22 protein-coding genes and 1 tRNA gene are annotated in these 25912 nt (G+C 64.7%); 7 read left to right on the top strand and 16 right to left on the bottom strand.

Annotated elements, in window-relative coordinates; genetic code table 11:
- Window positions 1-186: 186 nt before the first annotated feature.
- Both dgcA and KM135_RS09195 read right to left on the bottom strand, forming a co-directional pair.
- The gene (gene dgcA, locus KM135_RS09200) at window positions 187-1218 is read right to left on the bottom strand and encodes an N-acetyl-D-Glu racemase DgcA (RefSeq protein WP_221713707.1); all 1032 of its coding nucleotides are present in this window, start codon (window positions 1216-1218) and stop codon (window positions 187-189) included.
- A 13-nt stretch (window positions 1219-1231) separates the two neighbouring features.
- The gene (locus tag KM135_RS09195) at window positions 1232-2467 is read right to left on the bottom strand and encodes a polyhydroxyalkanoate depolymerase (protein WP_221713706.1); all 1236 of its coding nucleotides are present in this window, start codon (window positions 2465-2467) and stop codon (window positions 1232-1234) included.
- Window positions 2468-2647: 180 nt separating this feature from the next.
- Between KM135_RS09195 and KM135_RS09190 the strand changes: the two genes are divergently transcribed.
- Window positions 2648-4444 carry an ABC transporter transmembrane domain-containing protein gene (locus KM135_RS09190; protein ID WP_221713705.1) on the top strand — a complete coding sequence of 599 codons (1797 nt, stop codon included), beginning with the start codon at window positions 2648-2650 and terminating at the stop codon, window positions 4442-4444.
- Window positions 4445-4889: 445 nt separating this feature from the next.
- On the opposite strand, the gene KM135_RS09185 is transcribed toward KM135_RS09190, so the two are convergent.
- From KM135_RS09185 to KM135_RS09165, 5 genes are all read right to left on the bottom strand, one after another.
- Window positions 4890-5219 (bottom strand): PilZ domain-containing protein, encoded by a 330-nt coding sequence (locus KM135_RS09185; RefSeq protein ID WP_221713704.1) that lies wholly within the window; start codon window positions 5217-5219, stop codon window positions 4890-4892.
- A gap of 205 nt (window positions 5220-5424) precedes the next feature.
- Window positions 5425-5850, bottom strand: coding sequence for an ExbD/TolR family protein (locus tag KM135_RS09180; RefSeq protein WP_221713703.1), 426 nt, complete (start codon window positions 5848-5850; stop codon window positions 5425-5427).
- 26 nt (window positions 5851-5876) lie between these two features.
- A complete protein-coding gene (locus KM135_RS09175) occupies window positions 5877-6362 on the bottom strand; it encodes an ExbD/TolR family protein (protein ID WP_221713702.1) in 486 nt (161 codons plus the stop codon).
- A gap of 96 nt (window positions 6363-6458) precedes the next feature.
- A complete protein-coding gene (locus KM135_RS09170) occupies window positions 6459-7214 on the bottom strand; it encodes a MotA/TolQ/ExbB proton channel family protein (protein WP_221713701.1) in 756 nt (251 codons plus the stop codon).
- A 77-nt stretch (window positions 7215-7291) separates the two neighbouring features.
- On the bottom strand, window positions 7292-7948 hold the full coding sequence (locus KM135_RS09165) for an energy transducer TonB (protein ID WP_221713700.1): 657 nt from the start codon (window positions 7946-7948) through the stop codon (window positions 7292-7294).
- A gap of 230 nt (window positions 7949-8178) precedes the next feature.
- Between KM135_RS09165 and KM135_RS09160 the strand changes: the two genes are divergently transcribed.
- The 4 genes from KM135_RS09160 to KM135_RS09145 all read left to right on the top strand — a co-directional run bounded on the left by KM135_RS09160 (window position 8179) and on the right by KM135_RS09145 (window position 12925).
- Entirely contained in the window at window positions 8179-9063 is an 885-nt protein-coding gene (locus KM135_RS09160; protein WP_221713699.1) for a hypothetical protein, read from the top strand.
- A 122-nt stretch (window positions 9064-9185) separates the two neighbouring features.
- Window positions 9186-10496, top strand: coding sequence for a homoserine dehydrogenase (locus KM135_RS09155; RefSeq protein WP_221713698.1), 1311 nt, complete (start codon window positions 9186-9188; stop codon window positions 10494-10496).
- Window positions 10497-10616: 120 nt separating this feature from the next.
- Window positions 10617-11603 carry a class II fructose-bisphosphatase gene (gene glpX, locus KM135_RS09150; protein ID WP_221713697.1) on the top strand — a complete coding sequence of 329 codons (987 nt, stop codon included), beginning with the start codon at window positions 10617-10619 and terminating at the stop codon, window positions 11601-11603.
- 83 nt (window positions 11604-11686) lie between these two features.
- The gene (locus KM135_RS09145; protein ID WP_221713696.1) at window positions 11687-12925 is read left to right on the top strand and encodes an MgtC/SapB family protein; all 1239 of its coding nucleotides are present in this window, start codon (window positions 11687-11689) and stop codon (window positions 12923-12925) included.
- Between the two features lie 6 nt (window positions 12926-12931).
- On the opposite strand, the gene KM135_RS09140 is transcribed toward KM135_RS09145, so the two are convergent.
- The 4 genes from KM135_RS09140 to KM135_RS09125 all read right to left on the bottom strand — a co-directional run bounded on the left by KM135_RS09140 (window position 12932) and on the right by KM135_RS09125 (window position 15792).
- A complete protein-coding gene (locus tag KM135_RS09140) occupies window positions 12932-13699 on the bottom strand; it encodes an ABC transporter permease (RefSeq protein ID WP_221713695.1) in 768 nt (255 codons plus the stop codon).
- Window positions 13696-14646, bottom strand: a complete 951-nt coding sequence (locus tag KM135_RS09135; protein WP_221713694.1) for an ABC transporter ATP-binding protein — start codon at window positions 14644-14646, stop codon at window positions 13696-13698. Before KM135_RS09135 ends, KM135_RS09140 begins: the two co-directional genes overlap by 4 nt.
- 148 nt (window positions 14647-14794) lie before the next feature.
- Entirely contained in the window at window positions 14795-15583 is a 789-nt protein-coding gene (gene map / locus KM135_RS09130; protein ID WP_221713693.1) for a type I methionyl aminopeptidase, read from the bottom strand.
- Window positions 15580-15792 carry a ParD-like family protein gene (locus KM135_RS09125; RefSeq protein ID WP_221713692.1) on the bottom strand — a complete coding sequence of 71 codons (213 nt, stop codon included), beginning with the start codon at window positions 15790-15792 and terminating at the stop codon, window positions 15580-15582. Before KM135_RS09125 ends, map begins: the two co-directional genes overlap by 4 nt.
- 252 nt (window positions 15793-16044) lie before the next feature.
- Between KM135_RS09125 and recJ the strand changes: the two genes are divergently transcribed.
- Complete coding sequence (gene recJ / locus KM135_RS09120) at window positions 16045-17796, top strand: single-stranded-DNA-specific exonuclease RecJ (RefSeq protein ID WP_221713691.1); 1752 nt, start codon at window positions 16045-16047, stop codon at window positions 17794-17796.
- A 77-nt stretch (window positions 17797-17873) separates the two neighbouring features.
- Window positions 17874-17948: transfer RNA gene (locus tag KM135_RS09115), tRNA-Glu, on the top strand.
- A gap of 16 nt (window positions 17949-17964) precedes the next feature.
- Here the strand turns inward: KM135_RS09115 and KM135_RS09110 are convergent.
- The 5 genes from KM135_RS09110 to topA all read right to left on the bottom strand — a co-directional run bounded on the left by KM135_RS09110 (window position 17965) and on the right by topA (window position 25912).
- A complete protein-coding gene (locus tag KM135_RS09110; RefSeq protein WP_221713690.1) occupies window positions 17965-19146 on the bottom strand; it encodes a T6SS phospholipase effector Tle1-like catalytic domain-containing protein in 1182 nt (393 codons plus the stop codon).
- Between the two features lie 84 nt (window positions 19147-19230).
- Complete coding sequence (locus KM135_RS09105; protein WP_221713689.1) at window positions 19231-19965, bottom strand: 3'(2'),5'-bisphosphate nucleotidase CysQ; 735 nt, start codon at window positions 19963-19965, stop codon at window positions 19231-19233.
- A complete protein-coding gene (gene cysN, locus KM135_RS09100) occupies window positions 19962-21890 on the bottom strand; it encodes a sulfate adenylyltransferase subunit CysN (RefSeq protein WP_221713688.1) in 1929 nt (642 codons plus the stop codon). The genes KM135_RS09105 and cysN overlap by 4 nt, the downstream gene beginning before the upstream one ends.
- A complete protein-coding gene (gene cysD, locus KM135_RS09095; RefSeq protein WP_221713687.1) occupies window positions 21890-22795 on the bottom strand; it encodes a sulfate adenylyltransferase subunit CysD in 906 nt (301 codons plus the stop codon). The genes cysN and cysD overlap by 1 nt, the downstream gene beginning before the upstream one ends.
- A 561-nt stretch (window positions 22796-23356) precedes the next feature.
- Window positions 23357-25912 carry a type I DNA topoisomerase gene (gene topA, locus KM135_RS09090; protein ID WP_221713686.1) on the bottom strand — a complete coding sequence of 852 codons (2556 nt, stop codon included), beginning with the start codon at window positions 25910-25912 and terminating at the stop codon, window positions 23357-23359.

Raw genomic sequence — 25912 nt, 5'->3', positions numbered from 1 at the left:
TGATGAATCCAAGCAAAGGGCATCCGGTACAGAAGATAGCCGCAAATGCCCAAGGTCGCCGCTGCGAGCAACAGTGCGAGAATTCGTGCAAATCGCACGCAACACCTCCTCAGTTCGTGGTCAAGTGACCAAAGTCTCGCCCGCGGGACCGGCACAACAGCGAGTGACCGATTGGGACAATATTAGTCAAGCCGATAAACCCTGATTATTTCGCGGCTCGCCCCACAAAGTACCGGGATGAAGCAATCCATCGACAACATGCAACGATTGGTCGCGATCGCTTGCCAGCAACAGCGCGCCGTCCAGATCGACCCAGTCAGCGAACTGCGCGAGCAGCACAGCCGGCGCGATGCCGAGCGAGCTCGCCAGCATGCAGCCGACCATGATCCGCAGCCCCATCGACCGTGCCGCATGGGCCATCGCAAGGGCCTCGGTCAGTCCGCCGGCCTTGTCCAGCTTGATGTTGATGGCCTGATAGCCGCGCAAACCGTCCAGATCCGCAAGGCTCTGGCAGCTTTCGTCGGCGCAGATCGGCAACGCGGGCGCCAGGCGAGCCAGCGCCTCGTCCGCCCCGGCCGGGAGCGGCTGCTCGATCAGAGAGACACCCAGATCGGCCAGAGCCGCGGATTCTGCGCCCAGATCAAGCCCGGCCCAGCTTTCGTTCGCATCCACCACCAGATCGGCATCGGGCGCGGCGCGACGGATCGCCACAATGCGCATGCGATCCCCCTCGCCGGTCAGCTTGCACTTGAGCAGCGTGAAGCCGCTGCCCCACGCAGCCCGTGTCGCTTCCGCCATGGATTCTGGCTCACCCAGGCTGATGGTGTAGGCCGTGCGCACCGGTTCTGGGCGAACGAGGCCAGCCAGATCCCAGACGGGCCGGCCGGTGCGCTGTGCCTCCATATCCCAGAGCGCACAATCGAGCGCGTTGCGGGCGGCACCGGGTGGCATGGCCCCGCGCAGTTCCTCGCGCGTCAACGCCCCGCCCTGTCCGCCAATCTCGGCAATCGCCGCCGCGCAGCCTTCCGCCGTCTCGCCATGATAATAGATCGGCGTGCCCTCGCCCCGCCCGACATGCACGCCGTCCGTCACTTCGCACAGCACGACATCGACATGCCGCTTGGCGCCCCGGCTGATCGTGAATGCTCCCGCGACATCGAAACGCTCCACGACGACCCGGTGCAATCGCGCCGTGCCGGTCGCCAGAGCGGGCGTCATGCGGCGGCTCCGTTCACCCGCGCGGCAGATCGTCGTGCTGGGCGATCCATGCCTCGACCACCGGCGCGATCCGGTTACGCCATTTGGAGCCGTTGAAAATGCCATAATGGCCGACATCCTTGGCGAGATAATATTGCTTGTAGGCGTCAGGCAGGTCGGGCGTGATGTGCAGGGCGGCCTCGGTCTGGCCGATGCCTGAAATATCGTCATTCTCGCCTTCGACAGCGAGCAGGCCGATATCGGTAATATCCGCTGTGTTCACCGGCATGCCCCGGTGCAGGAACTCACCCTTGGGCAGGCTGTGCTTCTTGAACACCTCGTTGACGGTCTGGAGGTAGAATTCCGCCGTCATGTCGCAGACCGAACGATATTCCTCGTAGAAGCGCTTGGTCGCGTCGGCGCTGTCCTCGTCGCCTTTCACCAGATGCTTGAACATCTGCCAGTGGCTCATGAGGTGATTGCCGAGGTTCATGGTCATGAAACCGGCAAGCTGCATGAAGCCGGGATAGACCTTCCGCCCTGCGCCCGCATAGCTGAACGGCACGGTGACGACGACATTCTGCCGGAACCAGCTGAGCGGCCGGTCCATGGCGAGCTCGTTGACCGCAGTCGGCCCCTGGCGCGTGTCGATCGGTCCGCCCATCATGGTGAGCGTGCGCGGGCGGCAGGGATGCTTCGAGGCCGACATCAGGCTCGCGGCGGCAAGACAGGGGACCGAGGGCTGGCAGACGGCCAGCATATGCGCGCCGGGGCCGATATGAGCGAGCCAGTCCACCAGATAATCGACATAGTCGTCCAGATCGAACGTGCCCTGCGAGAGCGGCACGTTGCGGGCATCGCGCCAGTCGGTGATGTAGATGTCGTGCCCCGGCAGCAGCCGCGCGACCGTGCCGCGCAGCAGCGTCGCGAAGTGGCCGGACATCGGCGCGACGATGAGCAGCTTGGGCGCCCCCGTCTCATGCCCCTTGCGCACGAAATGCTTGAGTTGGCCGAAGGACTTGCGCGCTTCGATCGTCTCGTGAACCGTCACGGTCTCGCCGTCAATCTCGGTTGTCGGCAGGTCAAAGGCTGGCTTGCCGCGCGGCGCTGCTGCATGCGCGAACACATCGAGCGCCGAGGCCATCATCGGTCCACCACCAAAATAGGCGAATGGATTGGCCGGATTCTGCAGAAATTCCACGCTTGCCGTGGCGACGGCACTGGCGCTCGCGAGCAAGCTGCGCTGGATTTCATAAGCGTTGTAAAGCATGCGTATCCTTGCCTGATGCCCGTTTCATATAGGTCTACGGATTCGGTGTTGCGATGCAATAAAGCAGGTTTAGCAGGCGGGGTGTTAAGAATCTTCCGTCCCGCGCTATGCCACGGGCGCAGAACATGCGCAGATGCAAAAGCGCTCCCAAAGACTGCAAAGTTGGTCTAGGGCGCGCCGATGGCCTCCCGCTCCGGAAAATCCACCGATGAAACAGACCGCAAATCGGCCGATCTGGGCAATTTGCGGCTCATATGGGCGCGCGCGCTTCACTATCCCGGGCGACTGATCGGCGCGGCACTGGCCCTGATGATGGCCTCGGCCGCGACGCTTGCCATTCCGAGCGGATTCAAGCTGGTGATCGACCGCGGCTTCGCCACCGGCGCGGGCGCCGGCGAGGATATGGGTCGCTGGTTCAACTATCTGCTGCTCATCGTACTGATTCTCGCCGTCGCCACCGCGCTGCGCTTCTATTTCGTGTCCTGGCTCGGCGAACGGGTCGTGGCCGATATGCGGATCGCGGCGCAGCGCAACCTGCTGCGGATGGAGCCGGCCTTTTTCGAGCATAATCGCCCCTCCGAGATCGCATCGCGCATGACCGCGGACACGGCCGTCATCGAACAGGTGGTGGGCTCGACTGTTTCCGTGGCGCTGCGCAACGTGCTGACCGGCGTCGGCGGCGTTATCTATCTCTTCACGCTGGCGCCGCGCCTGACGGCCATGCTGCTGTTCGGCATTCCGATCGTGCTCGGCCCGGTCGTGCTGATCGGGCGGCGGCTGCGCAACCTGTCGCGCACGAGCCAGGATCGCCTGGCGGCAGTCGGCAGCATCACCACCGAGATACTGGGCGCGATGAAGATCGTGCAGGCCTTCACGCAGGAGCGCCGCGAGGCGGAGCGGTTCGGCCAGGCCGTCGAGGACGGTTTCCGCACGGCACGTCGGCGCATTCTCGTGCGCGCGGGCATGACGGCTTTCGTCATTCTGGTCATCTTCGGTTCGATCACCATGATCATGTGGCAAGGGGCGCTCGACGTCGCCTCGGGCCGTATGTCTGGCGGCAGCATCGCTGCGTTCGTGATTACCGGCGGCCTCGTCGCCGGCGCATTCGGCGCGCTGACCGAAGTCTATGGCGATCTGCTGCGCGGTGCGGGCGCGGCCGGTCGGCTCAGCGAATTGACCGCCGCCGTGCCGGCGATCCGCCCGCCTGCCGATCCTGTCCCGATCCCCGCCGCGCACGAGGCGAGGCTGGTTTTCGAGCAGGTCTCGTTCCGTTATCCCACGCGCCCTGACACGCTGGCGCTCGCCGACTTCTCGCTGGACGTCTCGCCCGGCGAGACCGTCGCGATCGTCGGCCCTTCCGGCGCAGGCAAATCGACGCTGCTCCAGCTCGCGGAGCGCTTCTACGACCCGGGCGAAGGCCGTATCCTGCTGAACGGCGTCGATCTGCGCGAGGCCGACACCGCGGCGATCCGCGGCATGATCGCGCTGGTGCCGCAGGAAGCCGTGATCTTCGCCGCCAGCGCGCGCGACAATCTGCGCTACGGCCATTGGGACGCAAGCGACGAGGCCCTTATGGTTGCCGCCCGCGCGGCCCATGCCGAGGATTTCCTCCGCAGTCTGCCACAGGGCATCGACACCGAGCTCGGTGAAGGCGGCGCACGCCTCTCGGGCGGGCAGCGTCAGCGCGTCGCTATTGCGCGCGCGCTCCTCAAGGACGCCCCGCTCCTCCTGCTCGACGAGGCGACTTCCGCGCTCGACGCCGAGTCCGAGCGACTGGTGCAGGACGCGCTGTCCGTTCTCATGAAGGACCGCACGACCATCGTGATCGCGCACCGGCTCGCGACCGTTCGCGCGGCCGATCGCATCGTCGTCATGGACGAGGGCCGCATCGTCGAGATCGGCACGCATGCGGAACTCACGACCCGGGGCGGCCTCTATGCCAGGCTCGCGTCGCTGCAGTTCGCGGAGACCCACTAGGGTCAGTAGCTCAGCAAAGGCGACCCGTCCGGACCCGACGACTTTGCGGATATCGCTAATTAGTTTAAGGCTTCGGCATGAAGCCTGTTGCTATATGCATTGCTTGGGCGCTTGGATCAGCTGCCTACTGGGCCATCTCGCTATTCCTCGTGCTGTTGCTCAGTTGGTTAGTGGGGGGCGACTGCGGGTTGGAACAGACTGACACTGATTTAAGAACATGCGTGCAGGAAAAGCGCTGGACCGTCGTCGTTAGTCTCGTTGTATTCGCTGTCTTCTACGTTGTGGGAGTTCGCGCTGCCCTCAGGCGTGGTCGTTAATGTCAGCTTTCCACCCCCAATCAGCCATCGAAGCAAGGCGCACCGCGCCTGGACACAGGCGGCTCGATCGGCCTGACATCTCCACAAGTAGCGCCGTCGCAGGAAGGTCTGACGCCTTGACCCGCACCTTATCCGCGCGCGAGCGGATCCGACATGCGGACGATGTGATCGAAAATGGCTGGGTGCAGCGGGCTCTCGAATTCGCAGCCTGCTTCATGATTGGCAGTCCAGACCACATGCGCCTTGCGGCCCTCAAAACCCGGGAACATCACCCAGACCTCCATGCCGATCTTGAGCTTGACGAAGCTCAGCAGCCGGAAACCGCCCAGCGACATGTCGGTGATGCGGCTCTTGAACCAGCTCTCGCCCTTGCGCCGGACGCGCACCCCGATGAGCACAGTCTGGCGATTGTGCAATCTGGACGTGTGCTGTTCAATTTTTTCCGGAAGCGCGCTCATCTCGACCCTGATCGCTGACGGCCGAAATTAGGCTTCCGAACATTACCAAAGTCCTAACGACGCGGCGCTGATCGTGCCCCATCTTGGCACGCTTCGGCGCGCATAAGGCTGCGGCAGGACACGAAAAAAAGGGGCCGAAGCCCCCTTGCAAGACTGACTGGTTGTCGGGCGGGCCGGCCCGGTGGGATCAGCCCGCCGACGGATCTTAGAACACGCCGCCGTAGCGTTCGTTTCCGACGAAACCCAGCTTGGTTACTTTCGCCCGCTTGATGATCGCGAGCACGTCATCGACCACCACATAGCGCGCCGACTGATCCGGCTCGAACTGCAGTTCGGGCTCCGGCGTCATCTGTACGGTCTGCTCCAGATACTGGCGCAGACGGACACGATCGACCGGCATGCCGTTCCAGTAGATGATCCCGGCGGGATCGATGGTCAGGCGATTCTTGACGGGATCGATCGCATTCTCAGGCACGTTCGTGTTCTGAGGCAGGTCGATCTTCACGGCGTGGGTCTGAATCGGAATGGTGATGATGAACATGATGAGAAGAACGAGCATGACGTCGATCAACGGCGTCGTGTTCATCTCCATCATGGGCTCGCCATCGTCTTTGCCGCCACTCATGGCCATGGGACTGGTCTCCTAAATTCTGGGCGTCAGAGGCGACGGACTTGGATCGAACCCGGCGCAGGCTCGGAAATGAACCCGACCTTCGGATAGCCGGCACGCTGCATCGTGAAGATGGTGCCACCGATGCACCGGTAAGGCGTATCGACATCCGCGCGAATATGAGCCTCGGGCAGATCGTCCGGATCCATGTTCTCGACGCCGCCGGCCTTCTCGATGTCCTTCTTGAGCTTTTCCACGGCGCGATTGAGCAGACCGCTCGCATCGACCTTGGTCATGTTCCAGTAGACTTCGCACTGGCCATCCACCGCGCGCACGGTCAGCGAAACATTCTCGGGCTTGGTGGTCGTGGGTTCAAAGGCGATCTGCGGGAGCCTCACGTCAACCGTCTGGATCACGACCGGAACCGCGATCAGGAAGATGATGAGAAGCACCAGCATGACGTCCACGAGAGGCGTCGTGTTGATGTCCGACATCGGGGTGTCATCGCCACCACCCCCAGAACTCATTGCCATCGGTCAAAATCCTACATCTAGGCCGAAGCCCCGTGCAAATCCGTCATGGACGGCGCGGCCGGGCCGAAAGCCCGCGCCGCGCAATCCCGTGTGCGATCAGGCCTTGGCGGCAGCCGGCTTGGGAGCCGGAGCGGCCGGAGCGGCAGTCACGGTCGGACGGACAGCGCCGTTCGAGACCATGTAGCCGAGCAGATCGTTGTTGAACGCGCTGAGGTCTTCGGCGATCGACTTGTTGCGGCGCTGCAGCCAGTTGTAGGCAAGCACTGCGGGAACGGCCACGGCCAGACCCAGGGCGGTCATGATGAGAGCTTCACCGACCGGGCCGGCGACGGCGTCGATCGATGCCTGACCCGACGCGCCGATCTTGATCAGAGCGCGGTAGATGCCGATAACCGTACCGAACAGACCGATGAACGGCGAAGTAGCGCCGACGGTCGCGAGGAAGGCCAGGCCACCGTTGAGCTTCGAGTTGATCGAGGCTTCCGAGCGGGCGAGCGAGGCATGCAGCCAGTCATGCGCTTCGACCGGGTTGGTCAGCTTGGCATGCTGCTCCTGAGCCAGAATGCCGTCGTCGACCAGCTGCTTGTAGGCGCTGTTCTTCTCAAGCTTGGCCGAGCCTTCCTTGAGCGAATTGCTGCGCCAGAAGCTGGCACGGACCTTCTTGGCCTGGCCGATGACCTTCTGCTGCTCGATGAGCTTCGAGAAGAGGATGAAGAACGAGAAGACCGACATGCCGACCAGGATGATGAACACCGTCCAGGCAATGACACCGCCCTGCTCGAGGGCTTCCATCAGGCCGTAAGGGTTGCTGGATGCGGCCGGCGCGGCGGCTGCGGAAAGTTGAATGAACATTCGATTGTTTCCTCTTCAAACCAGTCAGTAAAAAGGCCGCCCCTGGCCCCAGTCCGGAGCGGCCGAAAAAGCTGCGATTACTCGGGCAGACGCCACACCACGCGACGACGGTCTGTCGAACGCATCGGGTTGCCGGCCTGATCGAGCGCGGGCGTGTAACGGCCACGGCGAACAATGAGGCTGCACGCGGCTTCATCGAGATCCGAGTTGCCGCTCGATTGCGTCACGCGGCAATTCTCGACACGACCTTGCGTGTTGATTTCCCACGCGATGGCCACGGTACCCTGAGCCTCGTCACGAAGCGCACGCGACGGATAGTCGTCGTTCGTGATCCAGCTGTTCGGATTACCGCGCGCACCGGCGGCCTTGCTGACCACGGGCGGCGGCGGCGGAGCCGGCGGCGCGGGCGGTGCAGACGGAGGCGGAGCCGGCGGCGGCGGCGGCGCGAGGACCGGCGCGTTAGACGGCAGCGAAATCATCGGTGGCGGAGCCGAAGGCGGCGGCGGCGGCGGCGGAGGCATGTCCGGCGGCGGCGGCGGCGGCGGCGGTGGCTCTTCCTCTGGCGGCGGCGGCTCTTCGGCGACGTCGATGACGTTCAGCTGCTCTGCAGCCTTCTTGACATATTTAATGCCAAGACCCGTCACGAACGCATAGCCGAGGACCGCGTGAATGAGCGCCACGATAATGATAGAAACCGTCCGACTGGACGATTGCGAGTGGTCAGCATAGGCCATTCAGCAACGACACTCCTTAGCTCAATGCAGCAATGGTGATCCAAGGATGGCGGAACGACGTTACAGCATCATGGCTACGCCGTCCGCGCGACCTCGATCGCTCGGGCTCTGTTTTCGGGACTCGTCCTATCGCGCCAAATGGCGCGAGGCAAACGCTTTGTTGGGAATGCAATCGTAGGTGCTACGCACTATGTTGTTGGCTACCGGGGGGCACCTGGAGAAACGATAATATGACGGATGAGATCAACGAATCTGAGAATCGCAAGCAGTCGCGGGGCTTTCTCGCGGCGGCATTGTTTCTTTACGGAATCTCAAGTTTTTCCGCAGTTGCACACGCTGCGGAGTCACCGCCTCCCCCCGCAGCGCCGAGCATCAGCTATGCCCGGCTTGCCGACCTGATCCTGGCCTCGCAGACGATCGCGACGGTCAAGGTGAAGTCGCTCGCCGTGCTGCCGCCCGAGCGCGCGCCGGGCCTCTTGCCGGGTCAAAGTCGATTCTATGTGGAGGCCGAAAGCATCGGATTGATTCGCGGCGACTCCGTCATTGCCCGCAAGGTTGCCTTCCTTATTGACGGCCCGACCGCCAAGGCGAAAAAGCCCGGCCTCAAGGGGCGTACCCTGATCCTGTTCGGCAAGAGCGGCAGCAACGTCGCGCAGCTTCAGCTGACATCGAGCAGCGCGGCGGTCGACTGGTCGCCCGCCAATGAGGCACTCACGCGCCGCGTGCTCAAGGATGCGATCGCCAGCAATCTTCCACCGGCCATCACGGGCATCAGCTCCGCATTCCACGTTGCCGGCGCGATCCGGGGGGAAAGCGAGACGCAAATCTTCCTCGACACCGCCGACGGCACACCGATTTCGCTCTCCGTCATCCGGCGGCCGGACGAGCAGCCGCGCTTCAGCGCCTCGCTCGGCGAGATCGTCGATGATGCCGCCTCCATTCCCGAGCCCGAAACGATGCTCTGGTATCGTCTCGCGTGCAGCCTGCCCCAAAGCCTGCCGCCCCGCGCCCTGCGTGGCGTCGAGCAAGCCGACGCGCAGGCGGCGACGCGCGACTATCTCGCCTTCCGCCAGGCCCTGGCACCCTGCGACCGGGCCGCGAAACCGGTCATCTGATAGGGCCGGATGGCAACTGCGTCGTCCGGGTTTCCAACCGCCGCGAAAACTCTCTATGAGCGGCGCCGTCGCGCGCGCCTGTTCGTCAAGGCTCGCGCCCGTTCAGAAGGATAGAGAGTATAATGACCGAGACCGCCCCGCTCCGCCTGGCCATTGTCGGACTTGGAACCGTGGGCGCCGGCGTCATTCGGCTGCTGGAGGTCAATCGCGAACTCGTCGCGCGCCGCGCCGGTCGGCCTATCGAGGTCGTCGCCATTTCCGCGCGGGACCGCAACAAGGATCGCGGCATCGACCTGTCGCCTTATGAATGGGTCGATGACATGTCATCGCTCGCCGCGCGCGAAGACATCGATGCCGTCGTCGAGCTGATCGGCGGATCGGACGGCCCCGCCCTTACCCTCGCACGCCAGTGTCTCGGGCGCGGCAAGCCGTTCGTCACGGCCAACAAGGCCATGATCGCGCATCATGGCCTCGATCTCGCCCGCGAGGCGGAGCGAACCGGCGTGGCGCTCAAATATGAAGCAGCGGTCGCGGGTGGCGTTCCGGTCATCAAGGGACTTCGGGAAGGCGCCGCCGCGAATCGGATCATGCGCGTCTATGGAATCCTCAATGGCACCTGCAATTTCATCCTCTCGACCATGGAGAAGGACGGCAGCGCCTTCCAGGACGTGCTCGATGACGCGCAGGCCAAAGGATATGCCGAGGCCGACCCGACTTTCGACATCGACGGCATCGATGCGGCGCATAAGCTCTCCATTCTGGCCAGCCTCGCCTTCGGCACCGAGATCGACTTTCCGGAAGTCGATATCACAGGCATCCGTCACGTCATGGCGGCCGATATTCGCGAGGCGGCAACGCTCGGCTACAAGATTCGCCTTGTCGGCATGGCCGAGTGCGAAGCGGAAGGCGGCGAGAATGTCGGCCTGTTCCAGCGCGTCCATCCGATGCTCGTGCCGCTGGATCATCCGCTCGCCCATGTCGATGGCGCGCTGAACGCCGTCGTGGCCGAAGGCAATTTCGTCGGCCGCCTCTTTTTCCAGGGTGCCGGCGCGGGCGAAGGACCGACTGCTTCGGCTGTCGTGGCCGACGTCATCGATGTCGCGCGGGACGAATATGGCCCGGCCTTCGCCATGCCCGCCGAGTGGCTCCAGCGTCAGGTGAAGGCGGATGCAGGTGCGCGCATCGGCCGCGCCTATCTGCGCTTCCTCGTCCAGGACCGTCCCGGTGTGCTGGCGGAAATCACCGCCGCGATGCGCGATGCCGGCGTCTCGATCGAGAGCGTCATCCAGCGCGCGCAGACGGAAGACGGCGGCGTGCTGGTCGCGATCGTCACTCATGCCGGCGCGCTGTCCTGCATCGAGGACGTTTTGAAGCGGCTCGGCGGATCGGACAGCCTGCTCGGTGCGCCAATGGTGATGCATATCCTGGATTGAGCCGCACCCCAACACGAGCCCGGCATGCGACCGACGCTTTGCTACACGCGATACGCATTATCGACATTGCAACAAAGCTCGCCTATCGGAAGCCCCGCAACAGCCAGAGGATTTAGTGGGATGGGGAAGTCGAATTCCGTCGAAGCAAGCAACATTCTCGATCGCGTTCTCGTGCTCGAGATGGTGCGCGTGACCGAAGCGGCCGCCATCGCGGCGTCCAAGCTGGTCGGTCGCGGCGACGAGAAGGCGGCCGACGCCGCAGCTGTGGAAGCGATGCGCAAGGCGTTCGATGGCCTCTACATGGATGGCACAGTCGTGATCGGCGAAGGTGAGCGCGACGAAGCCCCGATGCTCTTCATCGGCGAGAAGGTCGGCGGCGCGCCCGGCAAGGGGCCGAAGATCGACATCGCCCTCGATCCGCTGGAAGGCACGACCATTACCGCCAAGGCCGGCCCGAACGCCCTCGCCGTGCTCGCGGCCGCCGAGGAAGGCAATCTCCTCAATGCGCCCGACGTCTACATGGAGAAGCTCGCGGTCGGCCCGGGCTATCCGCCGGGCATCATCGATCTCGCCAAGACGCCGACGCAGAATGTCGAGGCCGTCGCCAAGGCCAAGGGCGTCGCCCCGTCCGACATCGTTGTCTGCGTGCTGGACCGCCCGCGCCATGAGAAGCTCATCGCGGAGCTGCGCGGCATCGGCTGCGGCGTGGTCCTCATCGGCGACGGCGACGTGGCCGGCGTGATCGCCACCACCAATCCTGACACGACCATCGACATGTATATGGGCTCGGGCGGCGCACCCGAAGGTGTTCTGGCCTGTGCCGCGCTGCGCTGCGTCGGCGGACAGTTCAACGGCAAGCTCCTGTTCCGCAACGATGATGAGAAGGCCCGCGCCCGCAAATGGGGCATCGAGGATCTCGATCGTATCTACGTGCTGGAAGACCTCGCCAAGGGCGACTGCATCTTCGCCGCGACCGGCGTCACCGACGGCTCGCTGCTCGCGGGCGTCAAGGTGCGGCGCGACGGCAAGATGACCACCGAGAGCGTCGTGATGCGCGCCTCTTCGGGCACGGTCCGCTGGGTGAAGGGCGAGCATCGGGTGAAGTGATCGCCAGAGGGGCCGGCTGGATGCGGCCCTGAAGCGCATGCAAGGGATGTGGCGACCGCGCCACGGGCCTGTATAGGGGGGCCATGGAGTTCCCCGCCCCCTATCTTGGCCTGCTGACGTCGCTGGCTTCCGGATTGCTGGTCGGCGTCCAGCGCGGCTATGCCCAGCGGACGCTGGAAGCCGGGCGCCGGGTTGCCGGCTTTCGCACGTTCGGGCTGATCGGCCTGGCCGGCGGCCTTGCCGGTCTTGCGGCCGATGCCGTTGCCGCCGTGCTTGGCGCAGGAGTCATTGCCGCCCTGCTGATCGGCTATGCGCGCGGCACGGATGAGGACCGACTTTCCGCCACGAACTGCGTCGCCGGCATCCTGACTTTCGGGATCGGTCTCGCCGCCGTCCGCCTGTCGCCGGGCGTTGCGCTCGCGGCCGCGGGCGCAGCCTTTGCCCTGCTCAGCGCGCGCCAGTCGATGCACATGATGCTCAAGGGTATCAATGACGCGGAGATCGAGGCGATCGCTCGCTTCGCGCTGGTCGCTCTCGTCATTCTCCCGATCCTGCCCGACGTGCAGCTCGGCCCCTATGACGCCTGGAATCCCCGTCGCCTGTGGATGGTGGTGGTCTTCGTGCTCGGCCTCTCCTTCATCGGCTACGCAGCCGCGCGGCGATTCGGCGGGCAGCGGGGGATTCTCTTCGTGGCCCTGACCGGTGCAATCGTCTCTTCGACAGCTGTGACCGCCGAATATGCGCGGCGGCTGCGCAGCGAACCGGAAGCGCGCGGCGCGCTCGCTGCCGGCATCGCGCTGGCCTCGATCGTGATGTTCGTCCGCGTGCAGGTGCTGGCCCTGGCGCTGGTGCCGCGCGCTCTGCCCTCGCTCGTCCTGGTGCTCGCGCCCGCCACACTCGTCGCGCTCGCCCTGGCAACGCTCGCGTGGCGGCGCGGCAGTCAGAGTTCCACGCCGTTGCCGCTCGGCAATCCGCTCGGTTTCGGGCCCGCACTGCTGCTGGCAGGCCTCGTCGCCATCCTTTCGCTCGTCGCGCGCTGGTCTCTGGAGCGGTTCGGAAGCAGCGGCATCGCCGTCGTCCTGGGCATCACCGGCATGACCGATGTCGACGCGGCAGTCCTGACGCTCGCCGGCCTGCCTGCCGACGCGCTGGGCGATCGCGAGGCCGGCCTCATTCTCGCCATTCCCGTCCTTGCCAACACGCTCGTCAAGGCCGGCATGGCGCATGTAATCGCGGCGGGCCATGGCGGCCTGCGCGCAGCCGCCCCGCTCTATCTGTCGTTGGCCGTGTCCGCACTCACGCTCGGCTGGATTTTGCGCTGAGCCGGCCTATTTCTTGAGCCGGTAGCCTGTCTTGAACATCCACCAGACGACGGTGAGGCAGACCGCCAGCATACCCGCAACGAACGTCAGCGAGATGCCCATGGCAACGTCGCCCTTACCGAAGAAGGTCCAGCGGAACCCGCTGATCAGATAGACCACCGGATTGAACAGGGTGATCGTCTTCCACGGCTCGGGCAGCATGTGAACCGAGTAGAAAGCGCCGCCCAGGAAAGTCATCGGGGTCACGATCAGCATCGGGATGACCGAAAGTTGCTCGAAGCTCTGCGCCCAGATGCCGAGAATGAAGCCGAACAGGCAGAAGCTGATCGCGATCAGCAGCATGAAGCCGATCATCGCAATCGGATGCGCGATCGGCATGTCCACGAACAGATGCGCCGTGGCCAGAATCAGCAACCCGATGAACATCGATTTGGTCGCCGCCGCCCCGACGAACGCGATCACGCTCTCCAGCGGCGAGACGGGCGCCGAATGCAGCTCGTAGATCGTCCCTGTGAACTTGGGCATGTAGATGCCGAAGCTCGCATTGGAGATGCTCTCCGTAAACATGGACAGCATGATGAGACCCGGCACGATGAACGCGCCATAAGGAATGCCGTCGACCTCGGTCATGCGCGATCCGATCGCGCTGCCGAACACGATGAAATAGAGCGAGGTCGTGATCGCCGGCACGAACAGGCTGGTCATCAAGGTCCGGCCGAACCGGTGCAGCTCGAACTTGTAGATCGCCTTGATGGCATGGACATTGAAGCTCATGCCGCCTCTCCCTTCGCCGTCGACTTGGGCGCATGGACGAGGCTCACGAAGATATCCTCCAGCGAGCTTTCCTCGGTGTTGAGATCCTTGTAGCCGATGCCCAGTTCCCCGAGCCGCGCCAGCAACGCCGAGACGCCCGTGTCCTCGGCATGGGTGTCGAACTCATATTCGAGTTCATGCCCCTCGTCGCGCAATGCGAGCTTCCAGTCCGCCAGCCCTGCCGGCACTGCGCTCATCGCTTCGCTCAGGCGCACATGCAGCACCTTGCGGCCGAGCTTCTTCATCAGCGCATGCTTCTCTTCGACCAGCACCAGCTCGCCCTTGGAAATGACGCCGATCCGGTCGGCCATGTCCTCGGCTTCCTCGATATAGTGCGTCGTCAGGATGATCGTCGCGCCATTGTCGCGCAGCTGGCGCACCAGCGCCCACATGTCGCGCCGCAGCTCGACATCCACGCCCGCCGTCGGCTCATCGAGGAACAGCAGCTTGGGTTCGTGACTGAGCGCCTTGGCGATCATCACGCGCCGCTTCATGCCGCCGGACAGCTCCTGCACCTTGGCGGCGCGCTTGTCCCAGAGCGAGAGGTCGCGCAGGATCTTCTCGATATAGGCGTCGTTGCGTGGCTTGCCGAACAGGCCGCGGCTGAGCGAGACCGTGTCGATCACCCGCTCGAACATGTCCGTCGCCAGCTCCTGCGGCACCAGCCCGATGGTCGAGCGCGTATGCCGATACCCCCTGATGATATCGTGCCCGTCGACCGTCACCGTCCCGCCGGACGCATTCACGATGCCGCAGATGATCGAGATGAGCGTCGTCTTGCCCGCGCCGTTCGGCCCGAGCAGCGCGAAAATCTCGCCCTCCTCAACGTCCAGATCGATCTCGCCAAGGGCCTGATGTCCGCTTGCATAGCGCTTGGAAACGCCGCGGACCGAAAGGATGGATGCCATGGTCGCCAGCTAATGCTTCGCCCGATGAATACAAGTGGGGCGGCGCGGCGATCGGCCGAAGAAATGCCTTGCAGTGACGACCTTCGCGACCTCGCGATGCAGGAACACACAGACAGGATCGAAGTGACGCTGGCCCGGATGGCGCGTCTCAGGCCGCGATCCTCATCTTGCCGATCATGTCCCGCTCCTCGGAGCGCAGGGTCAGCACCGAGACGCCGGACGCCGTCACGGCCACCGTGTGCTCGAATTGCGCAGAGAGCGATCCGTCCCTGGTAACCACCGTCCAGCCATCGTCCTGCGTCCGCACGCCGCGCCGGCCGCGATTGAGCATCGGCTCGATGGTGAAGACCATGCCTTCACGCAATGCGAGACCCGTGCCCGGCTTGCCGAAGTGCAGAATCTGCGGCGCTTCGTGCATTTCACGACCGATGCCGTGCCCGCAATATTCGCGGACCACCGAATAGCCGTTGCGCTTGGCATGGCGCTCGATCGCCCAGCCAATATCGCCGAGCCGCGCACCGGGGCGCACAGCACGGATCCCCATCCACATCGCGTCATAAGTCGTCTGAACCAGACGCCGCGCAGCCGGAGCCACATCGCCGATCAGATAGGTTTTGCTCGAATCCGCGATGAACCCGTTCTTCTCCAGCGTGATGTCGAGATTGACGATGTCGCCGTCCCGCAGCACGTCGGACTGCGAAGGCACGCCGTGACAGACGACATCGTTCACGGATGAATTCAGAACGAAGCCATAGCCATATTGGCCCTTGCTCGCGGGCCGCGCGTGAAGCTTCTCGACGATGAACCGCTCGACCAGCGTATCGATGTCCAGCGTGGACATGCCGACACGCTGCGTCCGGTCCAGCATCTCGAACACGGATGCCAGCAGACGCCCGGCCTCGGCCATCAGCGCCAGTTCTTCCGGCTGCTTCGTCACGCTTCGTTCACTGCCAATGGTGGCGCCGACACGCCCGCCGCGTTCAGCTCACGCTCAATGATTTCGGTGAAGCTCAGCGTCGGATTGGTCTCGCACAGCATGCCGATCTTGATCCAGTAGGCCGCCTGTGCGTTGATCGAGCGATAGGACACCTTGCTCGCCTTGCGCACCGTATCGTGCAGCTCGTCCTCGATGTTCAAGATACCCACAAGGGACTCCATATATGATTCGTATATAGATCATATATCTTTTTTATATTCGAATGCCAAGGCCGCCCCGGCTGCTTCGGCCCTGTCCTACGACGCGCTGGTCATGCTAGCATCCGCTGCCATGCTCCCACCACTCTCCTTGCCGGTCCGGATTCGTCGAAACCGGCGTCGCCCGATCCGCTCCGGAGATTTCGGCGTACCCCATAACCTTCAGAACCTTTGGCAGGCATCCGTACTGCCCGGAGCGGCCCTTTGACCCGCTTCGCCCTCGATATCGACCGCTCGCTCACCGGCCGCCCCTGGCGCTGGCGTGGACCTGAACCGGCAGGCAGTGCCGGGGCGCTGATCGACGATCTTTTGCGCGCGCGCGGCTGCACGCACGACGCCCTCGAACGCGAGCGCACGCCCACGATCCGCGCGTTCATGCCGGATCCGTCGGTCTTCCGCGACATGGACCGTGCTGCCGAGCGGCTCGCCGCAGCCGTTATCGACCGCGAGTCGGTGACAATCTTCGGCGATTATGACGTGGACGGCGCGACCAGCGCCGCCCTGCTCATCCGCCTGCTGCGCGATCTGGGACTTGAGGCCGGCTATTATATCCCCGACCGGCTGATGGAAGGCTATGGCCCCTCCGGCGAGGCACTTGTGGCGCTGGCCGGACAAGGCTCCAGCCTCGTCGTCACGGTCGATTGCGGCGCGCAGGCGTTTGCCGCGCTGGAGGCCGCACGCGATGCCGGGCTGGACGTCATCGTCGTCGATCATCACAAATGCGCCGCCGCCCTCCCCGTCGCGCACGCGCTGGTCAATCCCAACCGGCTGGACGAAAGCGACGAGGGCGCATCGCATGGCCATCTCGCTGCCGTCGGTGTCGCCTTCCTGCTCGGCGCGGCGCTCATCCGCACGCTGCGCGCGCGCGGCTGGTTCGACAAGCGGACCGAGCCGCGCCTCATGGATCTGCTGGACATCGTCGCGCTTGGCACCGTCGCAGATGTCGCGCAAATTCGCGGCCTCAATCGGGCCTTCGTGGCCCAAGGCCTGAAGGCTATGGCCCGGCGCGGCAATATCGGCCTCAACGCTCTCTTCGCCGCGAGCCGGCTGGAGCGCGCGCCGCAAGCCGCCGATCTCGGTTTCGCACTCGGCCCGCGTATCAATGCCGGCGGGCGCGTCGGCCGCTCGGATCTGGGCGTGCGCCTGCTCACCACCTGCGATCCGGAGGAAGCCGCCAGCCTCGCCCGCGAACTTGATCGCCTGAACGAGGAGCGCCGCGCCATCGAGGCGACCGTGCAGGAACAGGCCGAAGCCTTGCTCGCCACGCAGACCGGGCGGGCCGTGGCTCTCGTTTCCAGCGATGGCTGGCATCCCGGCGTCATCGGCATCGTGGCGGGCCGCATCAAGGAAAAGACCGGCCTCCCCTCCATCGTCATCGCGCTCGACGAGGCCGGCATCGGCAAGGGATCGGGCCGCTCGATCGGCGGCGTCGATCTCGGCGCGGCCGTGCTCGCTGCCAAGGATCATGGCCTGCTCGTCGCGGGCGGCGGTCATGCTATGGCAGCGGGCCTGACGATCGAGCGGGACCGCCTCGCGGCCTTTGCCGATTTCCTCGACGACCGGCTGCGCGAAGACGTCGCGCGCGCTGCGGCCGCGCAAGCACTGCTCATCGATCTGCTGGTTGCGCCCGCCGGGCTGACGCCGGATCTGGTCAACGAAATGGAAGGCGCCGGGCCGTTCGGCAATGGCTGGCCAGCGCCGCGCGTCGCGCTCGGGCCGGTGCGCGTGATGAAGGCGGATATCGTCGGCACCAGCCATGTTCGCGCCATCGTCAGCGGCGAGGATGGCCGCTCCCTAAAGGCCATGGCGTTCCGGCAGGTCGATACACCGCTCGGCCAGGCATTGCTCGGCGCGGATCGGTCCGCCCGCTTCTGGCTCGCCGGCCGCGCCCGCATCGACGATTGGGGCGCGCGACCCGCCGCCGAGCTGCACATCGAGGATATGGCGCTCGCATGATTGGCCTTGACCGCGCGGGGCGTCGTCCCTAAAGGCGCCCTCTCACCGCGGCGGCGCCATGCGTCCGCCGGCCTTATGGCCCCTTCGTCTAGCGGTCAGGACGCGGCCCTCTCACGGCTGAAACACGGGTTCGATTCCCGTAGGGGTCACCAGCTTCAGGCGTGCCGATCAGGGATCGACGCCATGCTCGTCCGGCAGATTGGCCGGCTTCGCTCCACTGGCGACAATCCGCGCGATCACCGATCGGTGAATGACCGATCCCGGCGGAATCGTGCGCCGCTCGTATAGCGGCAGCGTCCACCCGCATAGCGCACGGCGCTTCGAGAGGCGCGAACGGCGGCGCGGAAGGAACTCGCAGAGCGGCCAGAAGGCCTTCATCGACCGGTGCGGCTGGGCCAGCGGCGCGGGCGGGACATAATGCGTATCCTTGCGCTTGCCGAGTACGACCGAGTTCACCGTCTGCGTGACATAGTGCAGCCCGGTCGATCTGGTCTGCTCGATCATCCAGGCAAGCGGTACCTTGCAGAGGCCGCTTTCCGCTTCCGGATAGCCGCCGCCGACATCGCCATGCACGCCCGCGAACCAGACCTCGCGCACATCCTGCGGCCTGGGGTCGATGCCCTTGAACGGCCCGCCCCAATAGTCCTCGCCCGCCGGCCAGAGTTGCGGACTGAACATCGTGCGCCGTTCGTCCATCGCGACGGCGTGGCGCACCATCTCGACGCTGGGATTACGGCGCGTGTAAGCGTGGGATCGCAGGCGCGGCCCCCATGGCCCGCTTTCGATCACCGACGCGACCGTGTCGAACAGCCCGAGCAACCGGATCGGCGGGCGATCGGGACGCAGCACGCGCTCATAAAGCCGCACTTCGGCAAAATCCGCGGCGGCCGGCGGTGCGTCGCTGTCGGGCGGCTGGCGACTGCCGACGAGCTTGTAGGCGCGATAGACATAATCGAGCAGATTGAGGTTGCGCGGCTCGATGAGTCCCACGGCGTTGATCAGGCCCGCCAGCACCCGGGCCGTGTAAGCGCCACGGCTGAAACCGAAGAGATAGATGCGGTCACGGTCCCCACCCCCTGCGCCACGCTCATAATTCTCGACGAGGAAGCGGTAGGCCTGCTTGACGTTGCCATCCATGCCCCATCCGGTCACCAGGCCCCATATTTCGACACAGCGCGGCCACAGGCGCCCCCAGCTGTCGGCGACACCGAGCGTGCCGACGCCGGGATCGTAAAAGACAAGCTGGCGCTCGCTCTTCTCCAGCGCGCCATAAAGTCGCAGGATATTCGTGCGGTTCTCGGAAATCTGGTTGGATGTCCCGTCGAACAGGATGACGATATTCTTGCCCATCTCTCCCCCTGACTATGCGTCTTTCTGGGGCGTCCCGATGGTGGGCTTACAGCAAGTTCGCGAGGGCGGGCAATCCGCCGTTGATCAGTTCGCCGCTTCCTTGACGAGCGCCAGCACGCGCCCGGCATGCTCGGGACGGCAGATCAGCAGGTCCGGCAGATAGACATTCTCGCGATTGTAGAGCAGCGGCGAACCGTCAATGCGCGAGCAATGCAGGCCGTGGGCGAGCGCGACGGCGACGGGCGCGCAGCTATCCCACTCATATTGCCCGCCCGAATGCAGGTAGATGTCGGCCTCGCCCCGGACGACGGCCATCGCCTTGGCACCGGCCGAACCCATCAGCACCAGCTCGGCGCACAGCGTGTTGGCGACGGAGAGCGCCTCGGCCGCAGGGCGCGTGCGGCTGACGACCATGCGCAGCATTTCGGGTGGCGGCGGAACGGTCTCGGGCTGATCGGAGCGCAGAACCAGATCCAGCCCCGGCAAGGCGACGGCGCCTACGGTCGCGACGCCATTGATCGCCAGCGCGACATGCACCGCCCAGTCCGTCCGGGCTTCGCCATATTCGCGCGTCCCGTCGACAGGATCGACGATCCAGACGCGGGATTTGGAAAGGCGGTCGCTCGTATCCTTGCGCTCCTCCGATAGCAGCCCATCGTCCGGCCGCTGTTCCTGCAGTGCCGCCACAAGGAACTGGTTGGCGATCTCGTCACCGATCTTGCCGAGCGCCTTGCCCTCAAATGCGCCCGAGGCGCGCACCTCAAGAAGCAACTTGCCCGCCGCCTCGGCGAGCTGCGCGGCAAGCTCGGCATCGGTCACAGATCGGGGCTCCACACGCCGAGGATGCGCTCGACGATCAGATCGGCCGCCTCTTCCGGCGTAACCTTGGTCGTATCGATCCGGATCTCGGGCCGTTCCGGCGCCTCATAGGGGCTGTCGATGCCCGTGAAGTTCTTGAGCTCGCCGGCGCGCGCCTTCTTGTAGAGACCCTTCACGTCTCGCTTCTCTGCCTCTGCAAGCGGCGTGTCGACGAACACCTCGATGAACTCACCATCCGGCAACATCGCGCGCACCATGTCGCGCTCGGCCCGGAACGGCGAGATGAAGGCTGTGATGACGATCAGGCCGGCATCGGTCATCAGCTTCGTCACTTCGCCGACGCGGCGGATATTCTCGATCCGGTCGGCCTCGGTGAAGCCGAGATCCTTGTTGAGGCCGTGGCGGATATTGTCGCCGTCGAGCAGGAAGCTATGGCGGCCCTGCGCGAACAACTTCTTCTCGACGATGTTGGCGATGGTCGATTTGCCGGAGCCAGAAAGCCCGGTGAACCACAGCACCGCCGGACGCTGGCCCTTTTGCGCGGCGTGCGCCTCGCGACCGATATCGACCGCCTGCCAATGCACATTCTGCGCGCGGCGCAGCGAGAAATGCAGCATGCCCGCAGCGACCGTCGAGTTGCTGATCTTGTCGATCAGGATGAATCCGCCCAGCGTGCGATTGTCGCCATAGGGCTCGAACACGACCGGCTTGTCGGTCGTGATCTCCGCGACGCCGATGGCATTCAGCTCCAGGGTCTTGGCCGCGAGCTGCTCCAGCGAGTTGACGTTGATCTCGTATTTGGGCGCCTGGACGGTTGCCGAGACGGTCTGCGTACCGATCTTCAGCCAATAGGCACGACCGGGCTTCAGCGCTTCGTCCGACATCCAGACGACCGTCGCTTCGAACTGATCGGCAACCTGCGCCGGACTGGCGGAGGTCGCGATGACGTCGCCGCGCGAGCAATCGATCTCGTCGTCGAAGCAGAGCGTCACGGACTGGCTGGCCACCGCTTGGTCAAGATCGCCATCGAGCGTCACGATGCGGCTGACCGTGCTGGTCTTGCCCGAGGGCAGCACGCGAATCTGATCGCCCGGCTTGACGGTGCCGCTGGCGATCAGGCCGGCAAAGCCGCGGAAGTCGAGATTGGGGCGATTGACCCACTGCACCGGCAGACGGAACGGCTTCGCCTGCGCGGCGCTGTTGTCGACCTCGACCGTCTCCAGATAGTCGATCAAGGTCGGCCCCTTGTACCAGGGCGTGTTGGGCGAGAGCGCCGTGATATTGTCGCCCTTGAAGCCGGAGATGGGCATGGGCACGAAGCTCTTGATGCCGATGCCCCGCGCGAACTCGGCATAGTCCTTCACGATCGCATCGAAGAGCACCTGATCATAATCGACCAGGTCCATCTTGTTCACGGCCAGCACGATGTGGCGGATGCCGACGAGCTGGGCGAGATAGCTGTGGCGGCGGGTCTGGGTCAGCACGCCCTTGCGCGCGTCGATCAGGATCACGGCGAGATCGGCGGTCGAGGCGCCGGTCACCATGTTGCGGGTATATTGTTCGTGGCCGGGCGTGTCGGCGACGATGAACTTGCGCTTCTCGGTCGTGAAGAAGCGATAGGCGACGTCGATCGTGATTCCCTGCTCGCGCTCGGCGGCGAGGCCGTCGACCAGCAGCGCGAAGTCGATTTCCTGCCCCTGTGTGCCGACGCGCTTGCTGTCCGCCTCCAGCGCCGCGAGTTGATCCTCAAAGATCATCTTGCTGTCGTACAACAGGCGTCCGATCAGCGTGGATTTGCCGTCATCGACACTGCCGCAGGTGATGAAGCGGAGCATCGACTTGTGCTGATGCTGCTCCAGATAGGCGTCGATATCCTCGGCGATGAGAGCTTCGGTCTGGTAGACGGGTTCGGCGATGTCGGACATCAGAAGTACCCCTCCTGCTTCTTCTTCTCCATGCCGGCGCCACCGGCATCCTTGTCGATCGCGCGGCCCTGACGCTCGCTGGTGGTGGTGAGGAGCATTTCCTGAATGACCTCCGGCAAGGTCGCGGCCTCGCTCTCGACCGCGCCGGTCAGCGGATAGCAACCAAGCGTGCGGAAGCGGATCGAGCGCTCGACCGGCACTTCGCCCGGCTGCAGCGGGAAACGCTCATCGTCGACCATCAAGAGAAGCCCGTCGCGCTCGACGGTCGGGCGCGGGGCCGAGAAATAGAGCGGGACGATGGGGACGTCGTTCAGCTGGATATATTGCCAGATGTCGAGCTCGGTCCAGTTGCTGATCGGGAAGCAGCGGATGCTCTCGCCTTTCGCCTTCTTCGCATTGTAGAGGTTCCAGAGCTCCGGGCGCTGGTTCTTGGGGTCCCAGCCGTGCGAGGCGGTGCGGAACGAGAAGATGCGCTCCTTGGCGCGGCTCTTCTCCTCGTCGCGCCGCGCGCCGCCGAAGGCGACGTCGAAGCCATGCAGATTGAGCGCCTGCTTCAGCCCTTCCGTCTTCCACATGTCCGTGTGCAGCGGGCCATGATCGAACGGATTGATGCCGCGTTCCTTGGCCTCCGGGTTCTGGTAGACGAGCAGTTCCATGCCGCTCTCCTTCGCCATCCGGTCGCGCAGCTCGTACATCGCCTTGAACTTCCAGGTCGTATCGACATGGAGCAGCGGAAAGGGCGGCGGCGAGGGATAGAAGGCCTTGCGCGCGAGATGCAGCATCACCGCGCTGTCCTTGCCCACCGAATAGAGCATGACCGGCTTTTCCGCCTCGGCCACCACCTCGCGCATGATGTGGATGCTCTCGGCTTCCAGACGTTCGAGATGGGTCAGCGTGCGAGTCATTGGTCGTCCTGGGCTTGATCGGTGGGCGCGCTCGGGCCGCCATCATGTATGTGGCGCTGCTAGCCCAGCGCCAGAGGGGACGCAGCAAGCTTTTCCTGTAAGGCGCGACACTTTGTCTTTCGTGCGGCAAGACCGGGGCTTATCGGCCCCGAGTCCCGGACTGCGCAAGAACAGTTTTTGCCTGCTTCCTGATCGTCCGCTTCGTGGCAATGGCCTCTTCTGCGACTTTTTACCCGGTTTTGCCGGCAATGGCATCAAGGCAGATTAGTGCCTTTTCATAGACTTACGGCCCTTATCTTCTCCAAGGTCGTGCATATGCGCCATGGTGATTTCGGCAAAGTCTGGCCGGGGTCGCGAAACGGCCCGGATTTCTGCGGTTTTTCGGACGATGAGAAGGAACGGCGCGGGAGGCTCTGAGGCGATCCGCGCAGTTTCCCATGCCATGATTGGGGAGATGTAGGACAGCGGTCGCTCCGCTGAGCGAAGAAGAAGACCCTCACCCTCCCGCCGCTACGCGCCGGGCCCCTCCCCCTCCCGCAGGCGGGAGAGGGTTTGAGGGGATCAGTCCGCCTTCTTCTTCGCGGGCGCCTTTTTCGCAGCAGGCTTCTTCGCCGCCGCTTTCTTCGGCGCGGCCTTCTTCGCCTTGCCCTTCTTCTTTGACGGACCCGCTGCCGCGCGCGCGTCGATCAGCTGGGCTGCTTCTTCCAGCGTGAGGTCCTCGGGCGCGATCGTCTTCGGGAGGGTCGCGTTGGTCTCGCCATCGGTCACATAGGCGCCGAAGCGGCCCGCCATCAGCTTGATCTCGGCCTCCGTGCGCGGATGGGCGCCGAGGACCTTGAGCGGCTCGGTCCCCTTGCGCGCGCCGCCGCGATGGGCGGCATCGGCAAGCTTGGCGACAGCAGCGTTCATGCCGGTCTCGAACACTTCGGCGGTCGAGGCGAGGCGCGCATATTTGCCGTCATGCGCGAGATAGGGGCCATAGCGCCCGATGCTGGCCGTGATCGGCTTGCCGCTCTCCGGATGATCGCCGACCGCGCGGGGCAGCGAGAGCAGCTTTGCCGCCCAGTCGAGGGTCAGCTCGCCGTCCGGCAGATCCTTGGGGATCGAGGCGCGCCTGGTCTCATCGCCGACGACCGTCTCGATATAGGGGCCGAAGCGGCCGGCCTTGCGGTAGATCGGCGTGCCGGTCTCGGGATGCTGGCCGAGCTCCTCCGGTCCCGACGAGGCCGCGTCGCCGTCCGATCCGCCGGGCTGACCGAATTTGCGGGTGAACTTGCACTCGGGATAGTTGGAGCAGGCGATAAACGCGCCGTAGCGCCCTCCACGCAGCGAGAGCCGCCCTTCCTTGCACAGCGGACACAGGCGCGGGTCGCTGCCGTCGCCCTTGTCAGGGAACAGCATCGGCTCGAGAAAGGCATCCAGCTCGGCCGTCACTTCCGACGGCTTCTTGTCCATGATCTCGGCGGTCTTCGGCTTGAAGTCGCGCCAGAAAGCTTCCAGCACGGCCTGCCACTGCGCGCGGCCGCCGGAAATCTCGTCCAGCTCGTCCTCGAGCCCGGCGGTGAAGTCATAAGCGACATAGCGCTCGAAGAAGCGCTCCAGGAACGCCGTCACCAGACGTCCGCTCTCCTCGGCGAAGAAGCGGTTCTTCTCGATCCGCACATAGTCACGGTCCTTGAGCGTCTGGATGGTCGAGGCATAGGTCGACGGGCGGCCGATGCCGAGTTCTTCCAGACGCTTGACCAGCGAGGCCTCGCTGTAGCGCGGCGGCGGCTGCGTGAAATGCTGATCGGCGCGCACGGCCTTCTTGGCCGGACTGTCGCCGGCCTTGAGCGCGGGCAGCAGCTTGCCGTCCTCATCTTCCGAATCGTCGCGGCCTTCCTCGTAAAGCGCCAGGAAGCCGGGGAAGATCACGACCTGACCGGTCGCGCGCAGCGCATGCTGCCCCGTCCCGTCGGTCAACTCGACGGTTGTGCGTTCCATGCGCGCCGAGGCCATCTGGCTGGCCAGCGCGCGCTTGAAGATGAGATCGTAGAGCCGGGCATGCACGCCCGAGCCGACATGATCGCGGGAAAAATCGGTCGGCCGGATCGCTTCGTGCGCTTCCTGCGCATTCTTCGCCTTGGTCTGGTAGATGCGCGGCTTGTCCGGCACATAGCCGGCGTCATAGCGGTCCGCGATGGCCTTGCGCGCGGCGGAGATGGCGCTGCCATCCATCTGCACCCCGTCGGTGCGCATATAGGTGATCGCGCCATCCTCGTAGAGCTGCTGCGCCACGCGCATCGCATCGGCAGCCGAGAGGCCGAGCTTGCGCGCCGCCTCCTGCTGGAGCGTCGAGGTCGTGAACGGCGGCGGCGGATTGCGCGTGGCAGGTTTGGTCTCGACCGATGTGACGGTGAAGCGGCCATTCTCGACATCAGCTTTTGCGGCAAGCGCGTCGCCTTCCTTGCCGATCGTCAGCCGGTCGATCTTCTCGCCGCGCCAGCGCACCAGCCGCGCCTCGAAGCCCTGCCCGCCTTGCTCCAGATCGGCCGCGACCGACCAATATTCCTGCGGCACGAATGCCTCGATCTCGCGCTCGCGCTCGACGATGATGCGCAGCGCCACCGACTGGACGCGGCCAGCCGACTTGGCGCCAGGCAGCTTGCGCCACAGGACCGGCGAGAGGGTGAAACCGACGAGATAATCCAGCGCGCGGCGGGCGCGATAGGCGTCGATCAGATCGGTATCCAGCTCGCGCGGATGCTTCATCGCCTCGGTGATCGTCGCCTTGGTGATCGCGTTGAAGGTGACGCGCTCGACATCCCTGGGCAGCGCCTTCTTGGCGCGCAGCACTTCCTGCACATGCCAGCTGATTGCCTCGCCCTCGCGATCAGGGTCGGTTGCGAGGATCAGGCGATCGGCCTTCTTCGCTTCGTCCGTGATCGCCTTGAGCTGGCGCGCCTTGTCGCCATAATTCTCCCAGGCCATGGCGAAGCCCTCGTCGGGATCGACCGAGCCGTCCTTGGCCGGCAGATCGCGCACATGGCCGTAGGAAGCGAGGACGCGATAGTCCCCGCCGAGATATTTTTCGATGGTCTTGGCCTTGGCCGGCGATTCGACAATGACGAGCTGCAT

This window comes from Sphingobium xanthum (assembly GCF_019737615.1).
Lineage (GTDB): Bacteria > Pseudomonadota > Alphaproteobacteria > Sphingomonadales > Sphingomonadaceae > Sphingobium > Sphingobium xanthum.
This window is presented reverse-complemented; position numbering and strand designations above follow the sequence as displayed.